Source organism: Microbacterium sp. bgisy189 (genome assembly GCF_057707225.1).
This window is the reverse complement of record NZ_JBYIPT010000007.1, coordinates 120032-139939: the sequence shown is the minus strand read 5'-3', so window position 1 is coordinate 139939 and position 19908 is coordinate 120032. Positions and strand designations below refer to the sequence as shown.

18 protein-coding genes and 1 rRNA gene are annotated in these 19908 nt (G+C 69.9%); 1 reads left to right on the top strand and 18 read right to left on the bottom strand.

The genetic code is table 11. The features are described 5' to 3' along the window. Position 1 precedes the first annotated feature (1 nt). From der to AC3ENX_RS10485, 15 genes are all read right to left on the bottom strand, one after another. Positions 2–1528: a ribosome biogenesis GTPase Der gene (der, locus tag AC3ENX_RS10555; RefSeq protein ID WP_434811838.1), complete on the bottom strand. Its 1527-nt coding sequence runs from the start codon at positions 1526–1528 to the stop codon at positions 2–4. Beyond that, positions 1525–2196: a (d)CMP kinase gene (cmk, locus tag AC3ENX_RS10550; protein WP_434811837.1), complete on the bottom strand. Its 672-nt coding sequence runs from the start codon at positions 2194–2196 to the stop codon at positions 1525–1527. The genes der and cmk overlap by 4 nt, the downstream gene beginning before the upstream one ends. Further along, positions 2189–3310, bottom strand: coding sequence for a prephenate dehydrogenase (locus AC3ENX_RS10545; RefSeq protein ID WP_434811836.1), 1122 nt, complete (start codon positions 3308–3310; stop codon positions 2189–2191). Before AC3ENX_RS10545 ends, cmk begins: the two co-directional genes overlap by 8 nt. Beyond that, positions 3307–4110 carry a pseudouridine synthase gene (locus tag AC3ENX_RS10540; RefSeq protein WP_434811835.1) on the bottom strand — a complete coding sequence of 268 codons (804 nt, stop codon included), beginning with the start codon at positions 4108–4110 and terminating at the stop codon, positions 3307–3309. The genes AC3ENX_RS10545 and AC3ENX_RS10540 overlap by 4 nt, the downstream gene beginning before the upstream one ends. Next, positions 4107–4715: an SMC-Scp complex subunit ScpB gene (gene scpB / locus AC3ENX_RS10535; protein ID WP_434811834.1), complete on the bottom strand. Its 609-nt coding sequence runs from the start codon at positions 4713–4715 to the stop codon at positions 4107–4109. Before scpB ends, AC3ENX_RS10540 begins: the two co-directional genes overlap by 4 nt. Then, positions 4705–5556: a segregation and condensation protein A gene (locus AC3ENX_RS10530; RefSeq protein ID WP_434811833.1), complete on the bottom strand. Its 852-nt coding sequence runs from the start codon at positions 5554–5556 to the stop codon at positions 4705–4707. The genes scpB and AC3ENX_RS10530 overlap by 11 nt, the downstream gene beginning before the upstream one ends. Further along, positions 5540–6424 carry a ParA family protein gene (locus AC3ENX_RS10525; RefSeq protein ID WP_434811832.1) on the bottom strand — a complete coding sequence of 295 codons (885 nt, stop codon included), beginning with the start codon at positions 6422–6424 and terminating at the stop codon, positions 5540–5542. The genes AC3ENX_RS10530 and AC3ENX_RS10525 overlap by 17 nt, the downstream gene beginning before the upstream one ends. An 82-nt stretch (positions 6425–6506) precedes the next feature. Further along, positions 6507–7430, bottom strand: coding sequence for a site-specific tyrosine recombinase XerD (xerD, locus tag AC3ENX_RS10520; RefSeq protein WP_434811831.1), 924 nt, complete (start codon positions 7428–7430; stop codon positions 6507–6509). Continuing rightward, positions 7427–8071, bottom strand: a complete 645-nt coding sequence (locus AC3ENX_RS10515; RefSeq protein ID WP_434811830.1) for an NUDIX domain-containing protein — start codon at positions 8069–8071, stop codon at positions 7427–7429. The genes xerD and AC3ENX_RS10515 overlap by 4 nt, the downstream gene beginning before the upstream one ends. Continuing rightward, positions 8064–9761, bottom strand: coding sequence for a CTP synthase (gene pyrG / locus AC3ENX_RS10510; protein ID WP_434811829.1), 1698 nt, complete (start codon positions 9759–9761; stop codon positions 8064–8066). The genes AC3ENX_RS10515 and pyrG overlap by 8 nt, the downstream gene beginning before the upstream one ends. Positions 9762–9821: 60 nt before the next feature. Next, the gene (locus AC3ENX_RS10505) at positions 9822–12614 is read right to left on the bottom strand and encodes a DUF2207 domain-containing protein (RefSeq protein ID WP_434811828.1); all 2793 of its coding nucleotides are present in this window, start codon (positions 12612–12614) and stop codon (positions 9822–9824) included. Further along, entirely contained in the window at positions 12611–14302 is a 1692-nt protein-coding gene (gene recN / locus AC3ENX_RS10500; protein WP_434811827.1) for a DNA repair protein RecN, read from the bottom strand. Before recN ends, AC3ENX_RS10505 begins: the two co-directional genes overlap by 4 nt. Next, positions 14299–15231 (bottom strand): NAD kinase, encoded by a 933-nt coding sequence (locus AC3ENX_RS10495; RefSeq protein ID WP_434811826.1) that lies wholly within the window; start codon positions 15229–15231, stop codon positions 14299–14301. Before AC3ENX_RS10495 ends, recN begins: the two co-directional genes overlap by 4 nt. After that, positions 15231–16040, bottom strand: coding sequence for a TlyA family RNA methyltransferase (locus tag AC3ENX_RS10490; protein ID WP_434811825.1), 810 nt, complete (start codon positions 16038–16040; stop codon positions 15231–15233). Before AC3ENX_RS10490 ends, AC3ENX_RS10495 begins: the two co-directional genes overlap by 1 nt. Further along, entirely contained in the window at positions 16037–16195 is a 159-nt protein-coding gene (locus AC3ENX_RS10485) for a hypothetical protein (RefSeq protein ID WP_434811824.1), read from the bottom strand. The genes AC3ENX_RS10490 and AC3ENX_RS10485 overlap by 4 nt, the downstream gene beginning before the upstream one ends. Positions 16196–16299: 104 nt before the next feature. Between AC3ENX_RS10485 and AC3ENX_RS10480 the strand changes: the two genes are divergently transcribed. Continuing rightward, positions 16300–17313 (top strand): peptidoglycan-binding protein, encoded by a 1014-nt coding sequence (locus AC3ENX_RS10480; protein WP_434811823.1) that lies wholly within the window; start codon positions 16300–16302, stop codon positions 17311–17313. Between the two features lie 62 nt (positions 17314–17375). On the opposite strand, the gene AC3ENX_RS10475 is transcribed toward AC3ENX_RS10480, so the two are convergent. The 3 genes from AC3ENX_RS10475 to rrf all read right to left on the bottom strand — a co-directional run bounded on the left by AC3ENX_RS10475 (position 17376) and on the right by rrf (position 19895). Next, complete coding sequence (locus tag AC3ENX_RS10475; protein ID WP_434811822.1) at positions 17376–18410, bottom strand: HAD-IIA family hydrolase; 1035 nt, start codon at positions 18408–18410, stop codon at positions 17376–17378. Continuing rightward, positions 18410–19708 carry a primosomal protein gene (locus tag AC3ENX_RS10470; protein WP_434811821.1) on the bottom strand — a complete coding sequence of 433 codons (1299 nt, stop codon included), beginning with the start codon at positions 19706–19708 and terminating at the stop codon, positions 18410–18412. Before AC3ENX_RS10470 ends, AC3ENX_RS10475 begins: the two co-directional genes overlap by 1 nt. 70 nt (positions 19709–19778) lie before the next feature. Continuing rightward, positions 19779–19895, bottom strand: a 5S ribosomal RNA gene (gene rrf, locus AC3ENX_RS10465). Positions 19896–19908: the final 13 nt, after the last annotated feature.

Below are 19908 nucleotides of genomic sequence, written 5' to 3'. Positions count from 1 at the left end.
GTCAGCGCTGGCGGCGCTCACGCACCCGCATGTTGGTGACGATGGGGGTGCCCTCGAAGCCGAAAATCTCGCGCAGGCGCCGCTGGATGAACCGGCGGTAGCCCGGATCGAGGAAGCCGGTCGTGAACAGCACGAATGTCGGCGGCCGGGTCGAGGCCTGCGTGCCGAACAGGATGCGAGGCTGCTTGCCGCCGCGCAGCGGATGCGGGTGCTCGGCGACGAGTTCTGCGAGGAACGCGTTGAACTTGCCGGTCGGGATGCGCTGATCCCACGATTCCAGGGCCGTCTCGAGCGCCGGCACGAGCTTGTCGAGGTGACGCCCGGTGCGCGCCGAGATGTTCACGCGCGGCGCCCACGCGACATGCGCGAGGTCCTGTTCGATCTCGCGCTCCAGGTACCGGCGGCGGTCCTGGTTCTCGAGTTCGGGGGTGTTCAGCAGGTCCCACTTGTTGAAGGCGAGCACGAGCGCACGACCGGACTCGAGCACGAGGTCGATGATGCGCACGTCCTGCTCGCTCAACGACTGCGAGACGTCGAGCACGACGACGGCGACTTCGGCCTTCTCGAGCGCGGCCGAGGTGCGCAGCGACGCATAGAAGTCGGCACCCTGCTGCAGGTGCACGCGGCGACGGATGCCGGCGGTGTCGACGAGCCGCCAGATCTTACCGCCGAGCTCGACGATCTCGTCGACCGGGTCACGGGTCGTGCCCGCGAGCTCGTTGACGACGACGCGCTCTTCACCGGCGGCCTTGTTCAGCAGCGACGACTTGCCGACGTTCGGACGGCCGAGGATCGCGACCCGGCGCGGGCCGCCGATCTCGTTCTTGGCGACCGCCGAGACTTCGGGCAGCACCTTGACGACCTCGTCGAGCAGGTCAGCGACACCACGACCGTGGATCGCCGAGACGGGGTGCGGCTCTCCGAGTCCGAGGTTCCACAGCGCGGCGGCTTCGGGCTCCTGTCGCGCATCGTCGATCTTGTTCGCGACGAGGAAGACGGGCTTGTTCGCCTTGCGCAGCAGGCGCACGACCTGCTCGTCGGTCGACGTGGCGCCGACGATCGCGTCCACGACGAACAGCACGACGTCGGAAAGGTCGATCGCGACCTCCGCCTGCGCGGCGACGGAGCGGTCGATGCCCTTGGCATCCGGCTCCCACCCGCCGGTGTCGACGAGAGTGAAGCGGCGCTCCATCCACTCGGCTTTGTACATGACGCGGTCGCGCGTGACCCCGGGAGTGTCTTCGACGACGGCCTCGCGGCGGCCGAGGATGCGGTTGACGAGGGCCGACTTGCCGACGTTGGGGCGCCCCACGATCGCGACGACCGGCAGCGCCGGCAGCACCTCGACGGGCTCTCCTCCGGCGGTGAGACCGGCGAGCAGGTCGGCGTCTTCATCGTCGAGTTCGTAGTCGGCAAGCGACGCGCGCAGGGCTTCGGCGCGCTGGTCGGCGAGCTCGTCGTCGATCTCAGCGAGCTTCTCGGCGAGCTGGTCGGGGCCGCCCTCGTACTCTTCTTCTGCCGGGCTCATCCCTGCACTCCTGTCCGGACGACGCCCAAGACGGCATCCACGGTCTGGTCGAAATCAAGATCCGACGAGTCGACGACGCTCACGCCTTCAGCGGCGGTAAGGAAGTCGACGACCTTGCTGTCGGAAGCGTCGCGCTGGTGCAGCGCGGCTGCCACCTGCTGCGCGTCGTGACCGACGAGCTCGGCGCTGCGTCGCGCCGCGCGCACCTCGGGTGCGGCGGTGAGCAGGATGCGCACCGGCGCGTCGGGGGCGACGACGGTGGTGATGTCGCGACCTTCGACGATGACGCCGGGGCGGCCGGATTCGGCCACGAGGCGACGGAACAGCGCGTTGACCGTCTCGCGGACGGCCGGCACACGGGCGACCCCGCTGACCGCGTCCGAGACGCGGGGCTCGCGGATCGCGGCGGTGACGTCGTCGCTGCCGACACGCACCCAGTAGTCATCGGGGTCGAGCGAGATGGCGTAGTCGAAGTCATCGGCTGCGGCGAGCACCGCGCTTTCGTCAGCGGTGTCGGTGCCGCGGGCCAGCACGTGCCAGGCGAGCGCCCGGTACGCGGCCCCGGTGTCGAGGTAACCATACGAGAGCGCACGCGCGGCCTGCTTCGACACGCTCGACTTTCCGCTGCCCGCTGGCCCGTCGATCGCGATGATGAGGGTGTCAGTCATTGGTCGTGCTCGCAATCTTCCAGCCGCGCTCGGTGAGCCCGTCGACGGCCTGGCGGACGATGGTGGGGACGACACTGATCTCGGCGAGACCGAACTGTGCACCCGGAGAGTGTTCGAGGCGCAGGTCTTCGACGTTCACGCCGAGGTCGCCGAGGTCGCCGAACAGGCGCCCCAATTGGCCCGGGGTGTCGTCGACCATGACGATGAGCGGCTCGAAGCGCCGACTCTGGCCGTGTTTGCCCGGCAGGCGTTCGACGCCGTCGTTTCCGCGGCGGATCGTGTCGGCGACGGCGCGGCGGGCGCCGGGGCCGTCGGGGTCACGCAGCGCGTCGGCGACCGAACCGAGGTCGGCGGCGAGCGCGTCGAGGATGTCGACGACCGGCTGCGCATTCGCGCCGAGGATCTGCACCCACAGTTCGGGTGCGGATGCCGCGATGCGGGTGGTGTCGCGCACCCCCTGGCCTGCGAGGCGCATCGCATCACCGGGGGCGTCGACGAAGCGACCGGCGAGCAGGCTCGCGACGAGCTGCGGCACGTGCGAGACGAGCGCGACGGAGCGGTCATGCTCCTCGGGGGTCATCTCGATCGGGGTGGCACCCAGGTCGAGCGCGAGCCCTTCGACGAGTGCGAGGTCGCGGGCGGGGGTCTCCTCGTCACGGCAGACGACCCACGGCCGACCGACGAAGATGTCGGCACGCGCAGAGATCGCGCCGCCGCGCTCACGACCGGCCATCGGGTGCGACCCGATGTAGTGGGTGAGGTCGACGCCGCGCTCGCGCAACGTACGGAGCGGTTCGAGCTTGACGCTCGCGACATCGGTGACGACGGCACCCGGATAGTCGGCCAGTTCTCGTTCGACGACGTCGGCGATGACATCCGGCGGCACGGCGACCACGATCAGGCCGGGCGCATCGCCGTCGGCAGCCGCGCGCCCTGCCCCGTAGTCGATCGCGAGCTTGAGCTGCGCGGGCGACGCATCGGCGAGCACGACATCGACCCCGAGGCCCCGCAGCGCATGGCCGACGCTCGAACCGAGCAGGCCGGCGCCGACGATGCGTACGGTGCCACCGGTGCGCGCAGCGCGCGCACGCGCGGGGGCGGAAGCAATGGTCACGGTGACTCCGGGCGAGACGGTTCCGCCGAAGCGGGTGCGGATGCGCCCTCGGACGGGGCGGCCTGGCGCGCGAGGGTGAGCAGCGCGCCGCGTTCCACTGTAGTCAATTCACGGGCCTTGCCCGCTGGGAGCGTCCCCAGGTGGAGCGGCCCGAACTGGCGGCGCACCAGATCGATCACGGGGTGGCCGACCTCTGCCATCATCCGCCGCACGATCCGGTTACGGCCGGAGTGCAGGGTCAGCTCGACCAGGCTCGTCCCACCCGACGCATCGAGCAACCGCGCCTTGTCTGCCGCGATCGGACCGTCTTCGAGCTCGACGCCCTTGCGGAGCCGCTGGATCGTCTGCGGCGTGACGGTGCCGCGCACCTTCGCGATGTACACCTTCGTGACCCCGAACGAGGGGTGCGCGAGCACGTGCGCGAGCTCGCCGTCGTTGGTGAGCACGAGCAGGCCGCTCGTCTCGGCATCCAGCCTGCCGACGTTGTACAGCCGCTCTTCCCAGTCCTTCGTGAAGCGGCGAAGATCGGGGCGCCCCTGCTCGTCCTTCATGGAACTGACGACACCGGTCGGCTTGTTCAGCACGACGTACCGCTTCGTGGCGTCCAGCTGCACGGCAGTGCCGTCGACGTCGACGAGGTCGTGCTCGGGGTCGATGCGGGTGCCGAGCTCGGTGACCACCTCGCCGTTCACGCGAACGCGTCCCTCAGCGATGTACTGCTCGCACACGCGGCGCGAGGCGACGCCGGCGTTCGCGAGCACCTTCTGCAGGCGCACGCCGGTCGGCTCTTCGAAGCTCATCGCAGCACCTCACCCTCGAAGCCGTCGGCACCGTCGTCGAGCAGCGGCGAGATGTGCGGCAGCTCGTCGAGCGAGTTGATGCCGAGGTTCACGAGCAGCGCGTCGGTCGTGCCGTAGTTGATGGCCCCGGTCTCGGGGTCGGTGAACTGTTCGGTGATGAGCCCGCGGGCCACGAGCGTCCGCACGACGGAGTCGACGTTCACGGCCCGGATCGCGGCGACCTGACTGCGGGTGACGGGCTGCTTGTACGCGATGACGGCGAGTGTTTCGAGCGCCGCCTGCGACAGGCGCGACGGTGCCTGTGCGTTGACGAACTCGCTCACCAGGTCGTCGTGCTCCTCGCGCACGTACAGTCGCCAGCCACCGCCCACTTCGCGCAATTCGAATCCTCGGCGCGGTCCCCCGCTCTCGCCGTCGTAGTCGGCGACGAGCGTCTCGACGGCCTGACGGACGGCGGGCACCGGCGCGCCGACGGCGGTCGCCAGGTGGACGAGGCTCTGCGGCTCGTCGATGACCAGCAGGATCGCCTCCAGGCGTCGCGCCACGTCGGCAGACGTGCGCACGACAGGCGCCTCGTCCGGCTCGGTCACGGTCTCATCGGTCATAGTCGGCTCCCAACGAAGCGAGGTTCTCTTCGGACCAGCGCTCGGCGGTCCAGCGCAGGGTGAGCTCGCCGAGCGGCTCGAACTGCTCGAACGAGATGGCGGCGTGGCGGTACAGCTCCAGCACCGCGATGAAACGGGCGACCACGATCCCCGGCTGCGCATCACCGGCGACCAGCTCGCGGAAGGTCAGCTGCCGTTTGTCGCGCAGCAGCGTGACGACGACCGCGGCCTGTTCGCGGATCGAGATGAGCGGCGCGTGCAGGTGGTCGAGGCCCACATGCGGGATCTCCTTCGGCGCGAAGGCGAGCATCGCGATCGCCGCGAAGTCCTCCTTCGAAAGGGTCCACACGAGCTCCGGCACGGCGCGGCGGTACTTCTCGTCGAGGCGCACGGCGCGCACGTGACGGCGGTCCTCGCGCACCATGCACCGGCCGAACCACGCGGAGACCTCCTTGAACGCGCGGTACTGCAGCAGCCGTGCGAACAACAGATCGCGCGCCTCGAGCAGGGCGACGGATTCGGCATCCACCAGTTCGCCCTGGGGCAGCAGGCCCGCGACCTTCATGTCGAGCAGGGTCGCGGCGACGACCAGGAACTCACTGGCCTGCTCGAGTTCTTCCTCGTCTTCGAGACCGCGCAGATACGAGATGAACTCGTCGGTCACCTTGCTGAGTGAGATCTCAGTGATGTCGAGCTCATGCTTGCTGAGCAGTGTGAGCAGCAGGTCGAACGGGCCGTCGAAGACCCCGAGCGAGACGCGGAAGCCGGACTCGTCGGGTGCGGCCTCGGTGGTGGGCTCGTCGCCGTCGCTCTCGACGGGCTCGTCAGGCGACGGCGCCACGGGCCACGAGCTCCCGCGCCAGCCGCAGGTAGGCCTGGGCGGCCGGGTGCTCGGGCGCGAACTTGGTGATCGGGATGCCGGCGACCGACGCGTCGGGGAACTTCACGGTGCGGCCGATGACCGTTTCGAGGACGTCATCGCCGAAGGCCTCGACGACCCGTTCCAGCACCTCACGGGAGTGCAGCGTGCGCGGGTCGTACATCGTGGCGAGCACACCGTCGAGTTCGATCGACGGGTTGAGGCGATCGCGCACCTTGTCGATCGTCTCGATCAGCAGCGCGACACCGCGCAGCGCGAAGAACTCGCACTCGAGCGGGATGAGCACGCCGTGGCTGGCCGTCAGCGCGTTGACGGTCAGGAGGCCGAGCGAGGGCTGGCAGTCGATCAGGATGACGTCGTAGTCGCCCGACACCTTGCGCAGCACGCGCGCGAGGATGGTCTCGCGGGCGACCTCGTTGACGAGGTGCACCTCGGCCGCCGACAGGTCGATGTTGGCAGGGATGACGTCGAGGCCCTCGACCTCGCTGGCCACGATCACGTCACGCGGGTCGCGCTTCGTGTCGAGCAACAGATCGTAAATGGTCGGGCCGTCGTGCGTATGGATGCCGAGACCTGCCGAGAGGGCACCCTGCGGGTCGAAGTCGACGGCCAGCACGCGGCGGCCGTATGAGGCGAGGCCTGCGGCCAGGTTGATGGTGGTCGTCGTCTTGCCGACGCCACCCTTCTGGTTGCACAGCGCGATGATGCGCGCAGGGCCGTGCCCGTCGAGTTTGGGAGGGGTCGCGAAGCCCTGGTACGGGCGACCGGTGGGCCCGATGGGGGTGTCATCCGTGGGGGCCTGCTTCGTCCCCCGCGTCTTCTGCGTCACCAACACTCCTGCTTTCTCGGTTTCGTGCCCCTGATTCTGTCACAGACCGCCTCGCAAGCCCGGATCCGCGCCGACGTTGACATCAGCGGGCGCGCGGGTGCGACGTGAGGTAGACGTCGCGCAGCGCGTCGACCGTGACGTGCGTGTAGATCTGCGTCGTCGCGACCGAGGCGTGGCCGAGCAGTTCCTGCACGACCCTTACATCGGCGCCCCCCTGCAACAGGTGCGTCGCGAACGAATGGCGTAGCGTGTGCGGCGACACGTGCGCCGAGAGCTTCGCGCGCTCGGCAGCCTGTTGGATCACCAGCCACGCGCTCTGGCGTGACAGCGGCGCCCCGCGCGCACCCAGGAACAGTCGCGGTGTCGCGGCTCCCCGCCGCGACAGTTCGGGTCTGCCTCGGGCCAGGTACGCCTCGATCGCCGCCCGGGCATAGGAACCGACCGGCACGATCCGCTCCTTCGAGCCCTTGCCCCGCAGCCGCAGCACGTCACCGTGCGCGAGGTCGTCGACGTCGAGGGTGACGGCCTCGGACACGCGCGCACCCGTCGCGTAGAGCAGCTCAAGCAGGGCGCGGTCGCGCAGGCGCACGACGTCGGTCTCGGTGACTGCGCCGGGCTCGGGACCCGCGGCATCCAGCAGCGCCGTGACCTGATCGATCGTGAGGGCCTTCGGCAGCCGTTGCGGCGTCTTGGGCGGGCGGAGGCGACCGGTCGGGTCCTCGGTCGTGACCCCCTCGCGCACCAGAAAGCGGTGCAGCCCGCGCACCGATGACTGCAGGCGGGCGAGCGACGTCGCGGCGGGCGGCGGGTCGGCCGACGCCCGCTCGGCGGCGAAGCGCGAGACCAGCTGCGCGGTCACGGCGGCGGGCTCGTCGATGCCCTCGGCGGCAAGCCACTGGACGTAGCCGGCGAGATCGCGGCGATAGGCGGCGACGGTGTGGTCCGACAGCCCGCGCTCGATCGTGATGTGCCGCAGATAGGCGTCGACGGCACGGTCGAGCTTCACGCCTGGCCCGCTCCGATCGCGCGCGAGCGGCGCGGCCACGGTGCGTCCCCCGGGGCGAGCGAGGCCCACCCGCGGGAACGGGAGGTGTGCGCGGCGAGCGCGCCGACCACGAGCGACGGGTTCTGCAGCCGCCGGTCGAGGATCGCGTCGACGACCTCGTCGAGGGGCACCCACCGCTTCTCGATGTCGGCTTCTTCGTCGGTGCGCGCGAACGTTTCGTCGGCGTCGCGCAGGTCGCGGGCGAGGTAGATGCGGATCGCCTCATCCGACCCACCGGGGGTGGTGTAGAACTCCCCCAGCACGTCCCACCGGTCCGCGACCAGGTCGGCCTCCTCGGCCAGTTCGCGCTGCGCGGCGGCGAGCGCGTCCTCTTCGGCGACGTCGAGCAGCCCGGCCGGGATCTCCCAGTCGCGCACCCGCACCGGATGCCGGTATTGCTTGATCAGCAGCACACGGCCCTCGTCATCGAGCGCGAGCACTGCGACGGCGCCGGTGTGGTCCATGTATTCGCGCACCATGGTGCCGCCGCCGTAGCGCACCTCGTCGCGCCGGATGTTCCACACCCGGCCCCGATAGACGGTCTCGGTCGCGATGACCTCGGCATCCGCCGGGTCGTCGGTGAGGATGCCGGAATCAGTCATCCTCGACCTCGAACAGCTCCGACGCGCGGTGACGGTCGAGGGCCGCGGCAACCAGTCCGCGGAACAGCGGGTTGGCCTCGGTCGGGCGCGAGCGCAGTTCAGGGTGCGCCTGCGTCGCGATGTAGTACGGGTGCACCTCGCGCGGCAGTTCGACGTACTCGACGAGGCCGCGCTCGGGCGAAATGCCCGAGAAGACGAGCCCGGCTTCGGCGATCTGGTCGCGGTAGCGGTTGTTGACCTCGTAGCGGTGACGGTGGCGCTCCGAGGCGGTCGTCGAGCCGTACACCTCGGCGGCAAGAGACCCCTCGGCGAGGTCGGCCGCCATGAGTCCGAGCCGCATCGTGCCACCCATGTCGCCGTGGTCGATGATGTCGACCTGCTCGGCCATCGTCGCGATGACGGGGTACTGCGTGTCGGGGTCGAACTCTGTCGAGGAGGCGCCTTCGAGACCTGCCATGTTGCGGGCGTACTCGATGACCATGCACTGCAGGCCGAGGCAGATGCCGAGCGTCGGAATACCCTGTTCACGCGCGAATCGCAGCGCGCCGAGCTTGCCCTCGATGCCGCGGATACCGAAGCCTCCGGGCACGACGATCCCGTCGACGCCGCCCAGTGCCTTCGCGGCACCCTCGGGCGTCTCGCACAGGTCGGAGGGGATCCAGGTGACCTGCACCTTCGTCTCCTGCGCGAACCCGCCCGCCTTGAGCGCCTCAGTCACCGAGAGGTACGCGTCGGGCAGGTCGATGTACTTGCCGACGAGACCGATCGTCACCTCGTGCTTGGGGTTGTGCACGGCGTTGAGCACAGTGTTCCAGCGCGTCCAGTCGACGTCGCCGGCCTTCGCCGACAGGCCGAGACGTCGCACGATGTACGCGTCGAGGCCCTGCTCGTTGAGCGTCGAGGGGATGTCGTAGATGCTCGGCAGGTCGACCGTGTTGATCACGCCGTCGACGTCGACATCGCACATGAGCGCGATCTTGTTGCGGTTGCTCTCGCTCACCGGCCGGTCGCTGCGCAGCACGAGCGCATCGGGCTGGATGCCGACCTGGCGGAGCGCTGCGACCGAGTGCTGGGTGGGCTTGGTCTTCTGCTCGCCGGACGCGCCCATGAAGGGAACGAGTGAGACGTGCACGAAGAAGACGGTGTCGCGGCCGAGCTCGTGACGCAGCTGACGCGCGGCCTCGAGGAAGGGCTGCGATTCGATGTCGCCGACCGTGCCGCCGACCTCGGTGATGATGACGTCGGGCTTCGGGGTCTCGTCTGCCTGCAGACGCATGCGGCGCTTGATCTCGTCGGAGATGTGCGGAATGACCTGCACCGTGTCACCGAGGTACTCGCCGCGGCGCTCCTTGGCGATGACCTGCGAGTAGATCTGCCCGGTGGTGACGTTGGCGGCCTGGCTCAGCTCGATGTCGAGGAACCGCTCGTAGTGGCCGATGTCGAGGTCGGTCTCGGCGCCGTCGTCGGTGACGAAGACCTCGCCGTGCTGAAACGGGTTCATCGTCCCCGGGTCGACGTTGAGGTAGGGGTCGAGCTTCTGCATGACGACGCGCAGTCCGCGCGCGGTCAGCAGATTGCCGAGGCTCGCGGCCGTGAGACCCTTGCCCAACGACGAAACGACACCTCCGGTCACGAAGATGTGCCTGGTGGTGTCGTTCGAAATGATGCCCGCGTCAGAAGTGTCCGTCACGGGCTTTCATCCTATCAGCGAGTTCGCCCCCTCGGCTGTGAGGATGCCCCGGGCGCGTCGTCACCGGCCGCGGCGGCGCGTCTTGATCAGCACCACGACGGCTGCCGCGACGGTGAGCCCTGCCGACAGGAGCGCGACCGGCAGCACCGGGTCGTCGTCGTACATGTCGCCGGTCGTCCACCCGAGCAACGGGAACTGCGCGACCGCGAGCAGCGGCGGCAGCCACCGCACGAGGTCGCGGGCGACGCCACGAAGTCGCCTGCCCGCAGTCCACGCCGCGAGCGCACACAGCAGCGAGATCACGGCCGCTCCGACCGGCAGCACGATCGGCAGCGACGCCACCGCCGCGGCGCCGAGCCACTCCTGCTGCGAAGGCCCGGCGAACGTGCCCGCAGCGAACTGCAACTGCGTGCCGACGTACGCCGATGCCGACGGCCAGTCCTCATCGTCCGGGACGGCATCGAGGGTGGGATGCTGCGGGTCCTCGAACGGCACGACCGGCCGTTCCGGTCGATGCGGCAGATCGTCGATCCACCCGCTCGCTCCGATGAGCTGCTGGTCGAGGCCGTCTTCGACGGCGAGCGCGACGCGCAGGTGCTCCGGTTCGTGATCGACGCCCTCCCACGTCGTCGTCCACCACGGCAGCAGGGCCGTCCACCGCACCTGGTCGCGCCACTGGCCGTCGACCTGGGCGGCGGCGGCCGCGTCGGCGAGCGTGTACGACACCGTGAGGGTGTGCTCCCCCGGCCATTCGTCGAAGACGCGTGATTGTGCGAACGCGTATCCCTTGAGCCGATCCTGATCGAACGGAACCTCGGCGCCGTCCACGGTCATGCCCGTGACCGTCAGCTGCATGTCGTGGCCGTCGACGCGGTCGCGCCACACCCGGGTGATCTGCGGTATCGCTCGCAGGTTCGAGTCGACGTCCGCCGTCAGCGTCTCGACGACGTCGAGCTGGGCCCGCCCGTCGGCGGCGGTCCGCAGCGTCGCGTCGATGTCGACGTCCGACACGTAGACGCCGTAGTCTCCTTCGACGTCATCGAGGATCTCGAAGTGATCGGGGTCATGGCGCGTCGATGCCGGCACCGTGAAGGCGACGACGATGAGTGCGGCGGCGAGCAGCACCGCCCCGACACGGACCGCGAGGCGTCCGCCGGTCACGAAGTCGGGGTCGGCGAACACCTTCTCGGTGACCCCGGCCTGATCGAGCAGCCGCAGCATGAGCCTGCGCGCCTGGCGCGGCGGCTGGAACATGAGCACGTACGGCAGGTCGCGGTCCTTCGCCGTGATCCGTTCCGCGGCGAGGGTTTGCGACAGATGGAGCCGCTGACCGCGCAGGTGCTCGGCGGCGAGCGCCCCGGCGCGGGTCAGGGGCCTCGCCGACAGCGTCACCGCCAAGACGGCGACAGCGAGCAGCGTCGTCACCGCGACGACGGCGAGCGGCCACCAGTATTCCGAGAGCACCACCTGATGCGACAGCTGGCGCACGAGCCCCCACTGCACGAGGGTCCACGCGATCGTGCCGCCGAGGAACGCGTCGCGGACGAACCCCTTGGGGACGCGGCGCAGACCGAGCGCGAACTGCTCACGCCACGCCGGCGCACCGAGGTATCGGCTCCACGCCGCGGGGAGGTCGCCGAGGCGGCCGGTCCGCCGCGCGGCGCGCACGAGGGCGCGGGTACGGCGGGCGTCTCGATGCGTTCGATACGCGGTGAGGGCATCGACGAGGGGTGCGACGCGCACGGCGCGTGCCAGGCGCGCATCCAGCGGTGGGGTGCCCTCTTCTCTCGGTGCACTCTCGGGCACGAACCACTCACGACCGCGGGCGTCCGCCCACGCCACACGACGCGCCGCCACCGAGAGCAGCAGCGAGATCGCGAGCAGGGCCAGCGGCACGAACGGACCGATCACCTGCACCCAGAACACGAACGACGGCGGCGGCATCGTGAACGTGTCGGGTGCGAAGCGGAAGGTGAACCAGAAGGAGGCGTGCGGCGGCAGGTTCTGGTCGTTGTCGAGGGTGTAGACGACCGCGTCGTCGGTGGCCTCGTCGACGGTCAGCGTCGTCGAATCACTCAGCAGCAGCCACGCGACCCCGCCGCTCGGCTGCCGGTCGTACGAGGCCGCCAGCTCTTGCGGCACCGTGATGCGCACGGCCGTCTCTGCCACCGCGTGCGACCAGTCCGGCCCGAACACGTCCCATTGCAGGATCTGCTGCGGACGCTGCGATGAGCGATCCGCGCCGACGTAGGCGACGTCGTGCAGCGTGTACCGCAGCGAAACCCGGTGGTCGCCAGTGAGTTGCTCCCCCGCATCGATGACGATCGTCGTCTGCGTCGGCCCGCGCCGCACGTCGGCTTCGACCTGCTCACCGTCGAGGCTCGCCGCGGTCAGCTCGAGCGCGAGGTCGTGCCCCTCGTACTGGGTGGCGATGACGCGCTCCACCGTCGACTCCGACGTCTCGTCGGTGAACAGCACCTCGATGGTTTCGACGACCGTCGCCTCGAGACGCCCGTCCGCGTTTCGCTCCAGGGTGTAGTCGGCGTCGAAGGATCGGGCGATCCACGTCTCGGTCGCGTCGTCTGCCGACGAGGTGATGTCCTCGAAGCTGAGCGGCTCGTTGATGACGGGGCCGACCAGCAGCAGCACGCCGATCCCTGCGAGCACGGCCCAGAACACCTGGATCGTACGCCGAAGGCCCGTCCCGCCGCGCGAGCGCAACCACATCTCGAGCCTGCGCAGCATCGCCGACAACCACCGGTACACCGGCGTCTGCCTCGTCGGCGGCATCGGCACCGAACCGGCCGGGCGGTCGAGGGATGCCGCCCCGTCAGGCGTACCGCCGCCAGTCACGCCTTCTCGCCCAGCTCGATCAGTTCGCGGGCGTGGACGAGCGCCGCCTCCGAATCCGTCATGCCCGACAGCAGCCTGGCCATCTCCGCCTCGCGGTCGGCACCCTCGAGGGACCGAACGCTGGATGCCGTGACCGATCCGTCGCTCGACTTGACGACGGTCAAGTGGTTGTTCGCGAACGCCGCGACCTGCGCGAGATGGGTGACGGCGATGACCTGGCTGCGATCGGCGAGGCGCGCCAGCCTCCGACCGACCTCGATGGCCGCTGCTCCCCCGATCCCGGCATCCACTTCGTCGAAGACGAACGTCGGCACCGGGTCGACGCCGGCGATGACGACCTCGATCGCCAGCATCACGCGACTGAGTTCACCACCCGATGCACCCTTGGCCACCGAACGCGGCTGGGCTCCGGGGTGGGGAGCAAGGAGCAGCGTCACCTCGTCGCGGCCTGCGGTCGTCTGCGGGGCAGGCTCCACGGCGACGACGAGGCGGGCATCGGGAAGGGCGAGCTCGTGCAGTTCGGCGGTCACGGCTTCGGCGAGCCGCCCGGCAGCTTCGGACCGAGTCGCCGTGAGCGTCGCGGCCGCGGCATCCAGTGCGCGCGCGGCGGTATCGACTTCGACGCGGAGCCGCTCGAGGCGGTCTCCGTCGTCGTCGAGTTCGACCAGCCGCGCCGAACCCGTCTGCAGCATGTCGATCGCGGCGTCGACGCTCCCATGCGCGCGCACGAGCCCGTTCAGCTGCGCGCGCCGATCCTCGACGGCCGCCAGTTCGTGCGGCCCGCCCTCATCGAGGTCTGCGAGATATCCGCTGAGCTCGGCGGCGACGTCTGCGACGCGGTACCCGATCTCTTCGAGCACCGTGGCGAACGCGGCGAGCTGCTCGTCGCTCGCCGTCCGCTCCAGCGCACGGCGCGCCTCCGCCAGGAGCGCCGTGACATCGGTGCGGTCGTCCTCGCCGGAGAGGGCTTCGTGCGCGGTGGCTGCAGCGATCCGCAGCTCCTCCGCGTTGGCCAGCCGTTCGGCGCGGCGCGTCAACTCGGCGTCTTCGCCGGGTTGCGGATCGACCTGCTCGATCGCCGCCAACGCCTCTCGCAGGCGTTCCGCCTCCTGCGCGCGTTCGTCGCGTTCGGCGACGAGTGTCTCGAGTTCGCCGGCGACGCGCCGCCAGGTCTCGAACGCCTCCACGTAGACGGCGCGCGCCTCAGCCACTGCGGTGCCGCCGAACCGGTCGAGCGCGTCGCGCTGCGCAGCCGCCGACCGCAGGCGCAACTGATCGGCTTGCCCGTGCACGACGACGAGTTGGTCGGCGAGATCCGCGAGCACCCCGGCGGGCGCCGTCCGCCCGCCAACCGTGGCTCGGCTGCGGCCTTCCGCCGACAGGGACCGGCCGAGGTAGAGCTCCGCGCGGCCGCCGCCGATCGGCTCGACCTCGCCACCGGCGTCGCGAACCCGTTCGGCGACCGCGCCGTCGTCATCGACGAGCCAGACGCCCGAGACCGACGCCTGCTCGGCCCCGGAGCGCACGGCGCCCGAGTCCGCGCGCTGTCCTAGCAGCAGCCCGAGACCGGTCACGACCATCGTCTTTCCGGCGCCGGTCTCGCCGGTGATGGCGGTGAATCCGGGGCCGATCGGCAGGGTCGCCTGCGAGATGACCCCCAGATCGCGCAGGTCGATCTGTTCGATCATGCCGCTCCCGGCCCGCTCGGCGCCGCGGGTCCGCGCCACCCGTCGACCGGCAGACGGAACTTCGCGACGAGCCGGTCGGTGAACACGGCGGGATGCAGGCGCGCCAGCCGCACCGGCGCTTCGGAGCGTCGCACGACGACACGCGCACCGCGCGGCAGGTCGTGTGAGCGGCGCCCGTCGCACCACAGGATGCCGGAGCCGTCGGTGCGGGTGAGCACCTCGATCGCGACGGATGCGTCGGGGCCGATCACGAGCGGGCGGGCGAACAGTGCGTGTGCTGCGAGCGGGACGACCGCGATCGCCTCGACGCTCGGCCAGATCACGGGGCCCCCGCCTGAGAAACTGTAGGCGGTCGACCCGGTCGGGGTCGACACGACCACGCCGTCGCAGCCGAAGCTCGACAGCGGGCGGCCGTCGATCTCCATGACGACTTCGAGCATGCGCTCGCGCGACGCCTTCTCGACGGTGGCTTCGTTCAGCGCCCACGTCTCGTACACGACGTCGCCCGCGGCATCCTTCACGCGCACCGACAGTGCCATGCGCTCTTCGACGTCGTACTCGTGCGCGATCACCCGCCGGATCGCCTCGTCGAGCACGTCCGCTTCGATTTCGGCGAGAAAGCCGACATGCCCCATGTTGATGCCGAGCACCGGTGCGCGCCCGTCTCGGACGAGTTCCGCCGCGCGAAGGATCGTGCCGTCGCCTCCCAAGACGATGGCCAGGTCGATCTCGTCGACCTGGGCGTCGTCGCCGAGTCTGCCGACACCACGCAATTCACTCAGCGCCGCCGCGAGGTCGGCATCGTCGCCGGGCAGCACGGCACGTGCGTCGGCAGCCTGCAGCGCGGCGATCACGCGACGGGCGGCCGCGACGGTGTCCTCGCGCTGCGCGTGCGCGACCACCAGGACGGTGTGAGGGACGTTCGTCATCAGGCTCCCGCCAGTTCGTTCGCGATGCTCAACCATTGTGTCGGATTGCCCTCGGCGACATCGGCGCCCCGGGGGCGCAGATGCACCAGGTACTCCGCGTTGCCGTGGGTGCCGACGATCGGCGACGCGATGAGTCCGTGCACCCCGAGGCCGGCATCCCACGCCGCCCACAGCACGCCGGCGACCGCATCGGCCCGGCGCACAGGGTCGGTCACGAGCCCTTCGCGCACACCGGTACGACCGACCTCGAACTGGGGCTTGATGAGCAGCACGATGTCGGCACCGTGCGCCGCCACGTCGGCGACGGCCGGCAGCACGTGGGTGAGCGAGATGAACGAGAGGTCGCCGGTGATCACCGTGAAGTCCGCTTCGACACCTGATGCCGTCCGCAGTGACTGCGACGTCATGTTGCGCACGTTGAAGCCTTCGACGGCGCGCACACCGGCATCCGCCGCCACGGATTCGGCGAGTTGACCGTGACCGACGTCGACGGCGACGACGACCGGGGCACCGCGTTCGCGGAGCACCTGCGTGAAGCCGCCGGTCGATGCACCCATATCGAGCGCGGGCCGCCCCGTCGGGTCGACGGCGAACGCGTCGAGCGCGGCGATGAGCTTGTGGGCGGCACGGCTGACGTAGTGATCGGGCAGCGTGACCTCGATCTGCGCGTCATCTGCGACGCGCGCCGATGGCTTGACGACACCGACCCCGTCGACCCGGACGTGACCGTCCTGTACGAGCTGTGCGGCATGGGTACGCGAACGGGCCAGCCCGCGCGCGGCGATGACCGCGTCAAGTCGCCCGGTCATGCGGCGGGGTCGCGAGGCCCCGACTCGAGGCGTCGGGCGAGGTCGTCGTGCAGATTCGCGTACGCCGCGGCGCGCTCCGCGAGCGGCTGCTCCTCGATCACTTCGAGCGCTGAGAGCAGATCCTCGCGACGCGCATCGGCCTCATCCATCGCCATGGCTCCCACGATACGCGGGCGGTGGGCAGTTCTGCCCATTCACGCGGGCTCGGCGCCGTGCGTACGGTGAGGGCGCCCACGATCAGAATCGGAGGACTCCCCCCATGAAGACACGTACCCCCGTCCGAAAGATGCTCGCCGTCGCGGCGGCCGTCACCCTCGCCGTCACGCTGACACCGTCGTCGGCGACCGCGGCGAACTACGCGAAGAGCGACTACCCCGCAGCGGTCATGACGTACCGCGCGCACCCCGCCGGCTTCAACGACGCCGCCGAGGTCACCAAGCCCGGCCCCCGCTGCAACGTGGCGACCACGACCATGGAGGCGGGCGGCGTTCGCGTCACGGTGCGCACCGAACTCGCCGCGCTCGTGAAGGAGCTGCTCAAGCGCACGAAGCAGATGGGCTACACGATGCACGCCGCGAGCACAGGCGGATACAACTGCCGCTACATCTCGGGCACGACGACCCCCTCGAACCACGCGTACGGCCGCGCCGTCGACATCAACTGGAACGAGAACCCGCACAGCTACACGTTCCGCAGCACGATCCCGCCCAAGGTCGTGAAGATGTGGATGAACGCGGGCTTCTACTGGGGCGGCCACTACTCCAAGCCCGACACGATGCACTTCGAGTACGTGGGCGCCAAGAGCGCGATCGGCACGTACTACCAGAAGCTCACCGGCTCGCCGGTGCCGACGACCCCGACGCCGACCGAGACCGCGTTCCCGACGGTGAAGGCGGGAAGCGGCAACAGCGCGGCCGTCAAGACGCTGCAGTACGGCCTGCAGGCACGCGGATACAGCCTGACCGTCGATGGTGCGTTCGGCGCGAAGACGAAGGCGGCACTGGTCGCCTTCCAGAAGTCGCGCGGACTGACCGCTGACGGCATCGCCGGCGCGAAGACGTGGCCGGCGCTGCTGCCGACCGTGCGTTCGGGTTCGCATGGCGCAGCGGTGCGCGCCCTGCAGGTGGAACTGCGCGCGGCAGGACACTCGGTGGCGGTCGACGGCGTGTTCGGCGCCGGCACGAAGGCGGCTGTCGTCGCCTACCAGAAGGCGAAGGGCCTCACCGCAGACGGCATCGTCGGCGCGAAGACCTGGGGATCGCTCGTCGACTGACGATGCAAAACGCGAAGGGCCACGGGCGGTGATCGCTCGTGGCCCTTCGCCATGTCGTTTCGTCAGGGACGGTGGAACGGATCCGCGTAGAGCCGCTCGGGCACACGGAACCCGTAGATCGCCCGACCCGTCGACCAGATCGCTGCGGCACCCGCACGGACGAGGTCGATGGGGCGTGCCCCTTCCGAGACGATGCGCACATCCGCGCCGTCGATTCGGACGGCGGCGGATCCGACGGTCGTTGTGTCGCCGGCCGTGACGACCTCTGGATAGGGCTCGTGCAGTTCGCGCAGATCGCCGAGGATGTAGGTCGGTCGCGACGTCGGCGGAGCGGCAAGCACGTGTTTGGGTCGATCGATGCCGGTGAGGACGAGTGCGGAGTCGATGCCGGCTGCCTGCGCACCTGCGATGTCGGTGTCGAGCCGGTCACCGAGGAACAGTGGACGCTGCGCGCCGAACCGGGCGACCGCTTCGGCGAAGATCGGTGTCTCGGGCTTGCCTGCGACCGTCGCGAGACGCCCGACCGCCGTGTGCACGGCGGAGACGAGCGTGCCGTTGCCGGGTGCGATGCCGCGCGCCTGCGGGATCGTCCAGTCGGTGTTGGTTGCGATCCAGGGGATGCCGCCCTCTTCTTCCGGCAGGGCGAGGGCGTAGGCGGCTTCAGCGAGTTCCGCCCACCCGATCTCGGGGGCGAAGCCCTGCACGACGGCGGCAGGCGCGTCCTCGGCACTGCGGGTGACGCGATATCCGGCCTTCTCCGCCTCGAACACGAGTCCGTCCCCGCCGACGATCAGTACCGTCACTCCCGGCGCGACCCGCTCGGCAAGAAGCCGCATCGCCGCTTGCGGGCTCGTGACGACATCCTCCGGACGGGTGGCAGTCAGCCCGAGGTCGCGCAGATGCTCGGCGACGACGGCGTCACGACGGGATGCGTTATTGGTGATGTAGCCGAGACGACGCGTCCGGCCGGCATCGTTCAGGCTGTCGATCGCGTACGGCAGCGGTCCGGGTCCTGCGTACACGACACCGTCGAGGTCCGCCAGGACGGCGTCGACCCCATCGAGCGGCGTCGGGCGCCGCTTGCCGAACAGCGGCATCAGGCCTCTTCCCCTTCGCGAGGTTGCGACGCCACCGCGTCGGCTGCCGCCTCGACTGCGTCGGCCGACTCCGCGTCTGTGGCTTCGAATTCCGAGTCGTCTTCGAGCTCGAGTTCTTCGATCTCTTCGATCTCGAGCAGTTCGCGGTCGGCTTCCGTGCTGCCGATCGCTTCGTCTGCGATCTCGGCGCGACGGCGCCACTGTGCAGCTTCGTCGTCACGGCCGAGCTCTTCGAGCACCGCGGCGCGTGCTGCGAACAGGGCAGAACTCCACGAGAAGGCACGGTCGGGGTCGAGTTCGGGGATGTCGAGCTCACCGAGCGCGCGATCGGGCTGGCCGAGATCGAGGCGAGCGCCCGACATGGCGATCGCGAGCTCGACGCGGACCTGCACCGGCAAGGCGCTGCGATCGACACCACGCCCTTCTTCGAGCGCGCGGTCCGCGCGGCCGACGCCGCGTTCGCTGTCGACGATGAGGGCGATCTGTTCGTCGCTGCCCGAGATGCGCCGGTAGGTGCGCAGCTCACGGAGCGCGAGCGCATAGTCACCGGTCGCGTATGCCGTGATGCCGACGGTCTCGCGCACGACAGCAACGCGGCCGGCCCGACGCGAGGCCGCAAGCGCGTGCTGGTGCGCGAGGTCGGGATCGTCGTCGATGAGGCGCGCGGCCATTGCGAGATGCCGAGCGACCTGCTCCGCGTTCTCCTTGGACAGCGTCTTCAGCTCGTTACGGGCAGCACCCGGAAGATCACGAGCGGTGATCTCCTCGGGAATCTCCGGCCCCTGCGCGGCGCGCCGTTCAGCCGACTGCGGCGGACGCGAGTTGCGGCGATCCCCGTCGCGGGCACCATATCGCTTCCGATCGCGGTCGCCGTAGGGCTTCCGATCGCGGTCGCCGTAGGGCTTCCGATCGCGGTCGCCGTAGGGCTTCCGATCGCGGTCGCGGTAGGGCTTCGCGTCACGACGCTCGAACGGCTTCTTCTCACGGTCGCCGTAGGGCTTCCGGTCCCGATCACCGGAAGGCTTGCGTTCCCGGTCCCCGTACGGCTTCCGGTCGCGATCCCGGTTGGGCTTCCGCTCGCCGGTCGATCGATCGTCACGGCGCTCGAACGGCCGCTTCTCGCGATCTCCGTACGGCTTTCGGTCGCGATCGCCGAAGGAACGGCGCTGCGCACCGCTGTCGGAGCCGCGCGCGCCCCCGCGGGATGCGCCGGCACCTCGTGTGTCTCGGCGGGATCCGGAATCGGCCGCGCTGAAGCGCGGCTTGCGGCCCTTCTCGGGGCGCTCTTCTTCGGTCATCGCGTCTTCCTTTCAGGGCGCGTTAACGAGAAATGGCCACCCAGCACTGGGCGGCCATTTCACGAAAGAAGTCCGGCGGTGTCCTACTCTCCCACAGGGTCCCCCCTGCAGTACCATCGGCGCTGTGAGGCTTAGCTTCCGGGTTCGGAATGTAACCGGGCGTTTCCCTCACGCTATGGCCGCCGAAACACTATTGATGT

Bases quoted from the DNA above. Each gene is read 5' to 3' on its own strand.
- der (WP_434811838.1), bottom strand. From the start codon at position 1,528: ATGAGCCCGGCAGAAGAAGAGTACGAGGGCGGCCCCGACCAGCTCGCC.
- cmk (WP_434811837.1), bottom strand. From the start codon at position 2,196: ATGACTGACACCCTCATCATCGCGATCGACGGGCCAGCGGGCAGCGGA.
- AC3ENX_RS10540 (WP_434811835.1), bottom strand. From the start codon at position 4,110: ATGAGCTTCGAAGAGCCGACCGGCGTGCGCCTGCAGAAGGTGCTCGCG.
- scpB (WP_434811834.1), bottom strand. From the start codon at position 4,715: ATGACCGATGAGACCGTGACCGAGCCGGACGAGGCGCCTGTCGTGCGC.
- AC3ENX_RS10515 (WP_434811830.1), bottom strand. From the start codon at position 8,071: ATGACTGATTCCGGCATCCTCACCGACGACCCGGCGGATGCCGAGGTC.
- recN (WP_434811827.1), bottom strand. From the start codon at position 14,302: ATGATCGAACAGATCGACCTGCGCGATCTGGGGGTCATCTCGCAGGCG.
- AC3ENX_RS10495 (WP_434811826.1), bottom strand. From the start codon at position 15,231: ATGACGAACGTCCCTCACACCGTCCTGGTGGTCGCGCACGCGCAGCGC.
- AC3ENX_RS10490 (WP_434811825.1), bottom strand. From the start codon at position 16,040: ATGACCGGGCGACTTGACGCGGTCATCGCCGCGCGCGGGCTGGCCCGT.
- AC3ENX_RS10485 (WP_434811824.1), bottom strand. From the start codon at position 16,195: ATGGCGATGGATGAGGCCGATGCGCGTCGCGAGGATCTGCTCTCAGCG.
- AC3ENX_RS10480 (WP_434811823.1), top strand. From the start codon at position 16,300: ATGAAGACACGTACCCCCGTCCGAAAGATGCTCGCCGTCGCGGCGGCC.
- AC3ENX_RS10475 (WP_434811822.1), bottom strand. From the start codon at position 18,410: ATGCCGCTGTTCGGCAAGCGGCGCCCGACGCCGCTCGATGGGGTCGAC.
- AC3ENX_RS10470 (WP_434811821.1), bottom strand. From the start codon at position 19,708: ATGACCGAAGAAGAGCGCCCCGAGAAGGGCCGCAAGCCGCGCTTCAGC.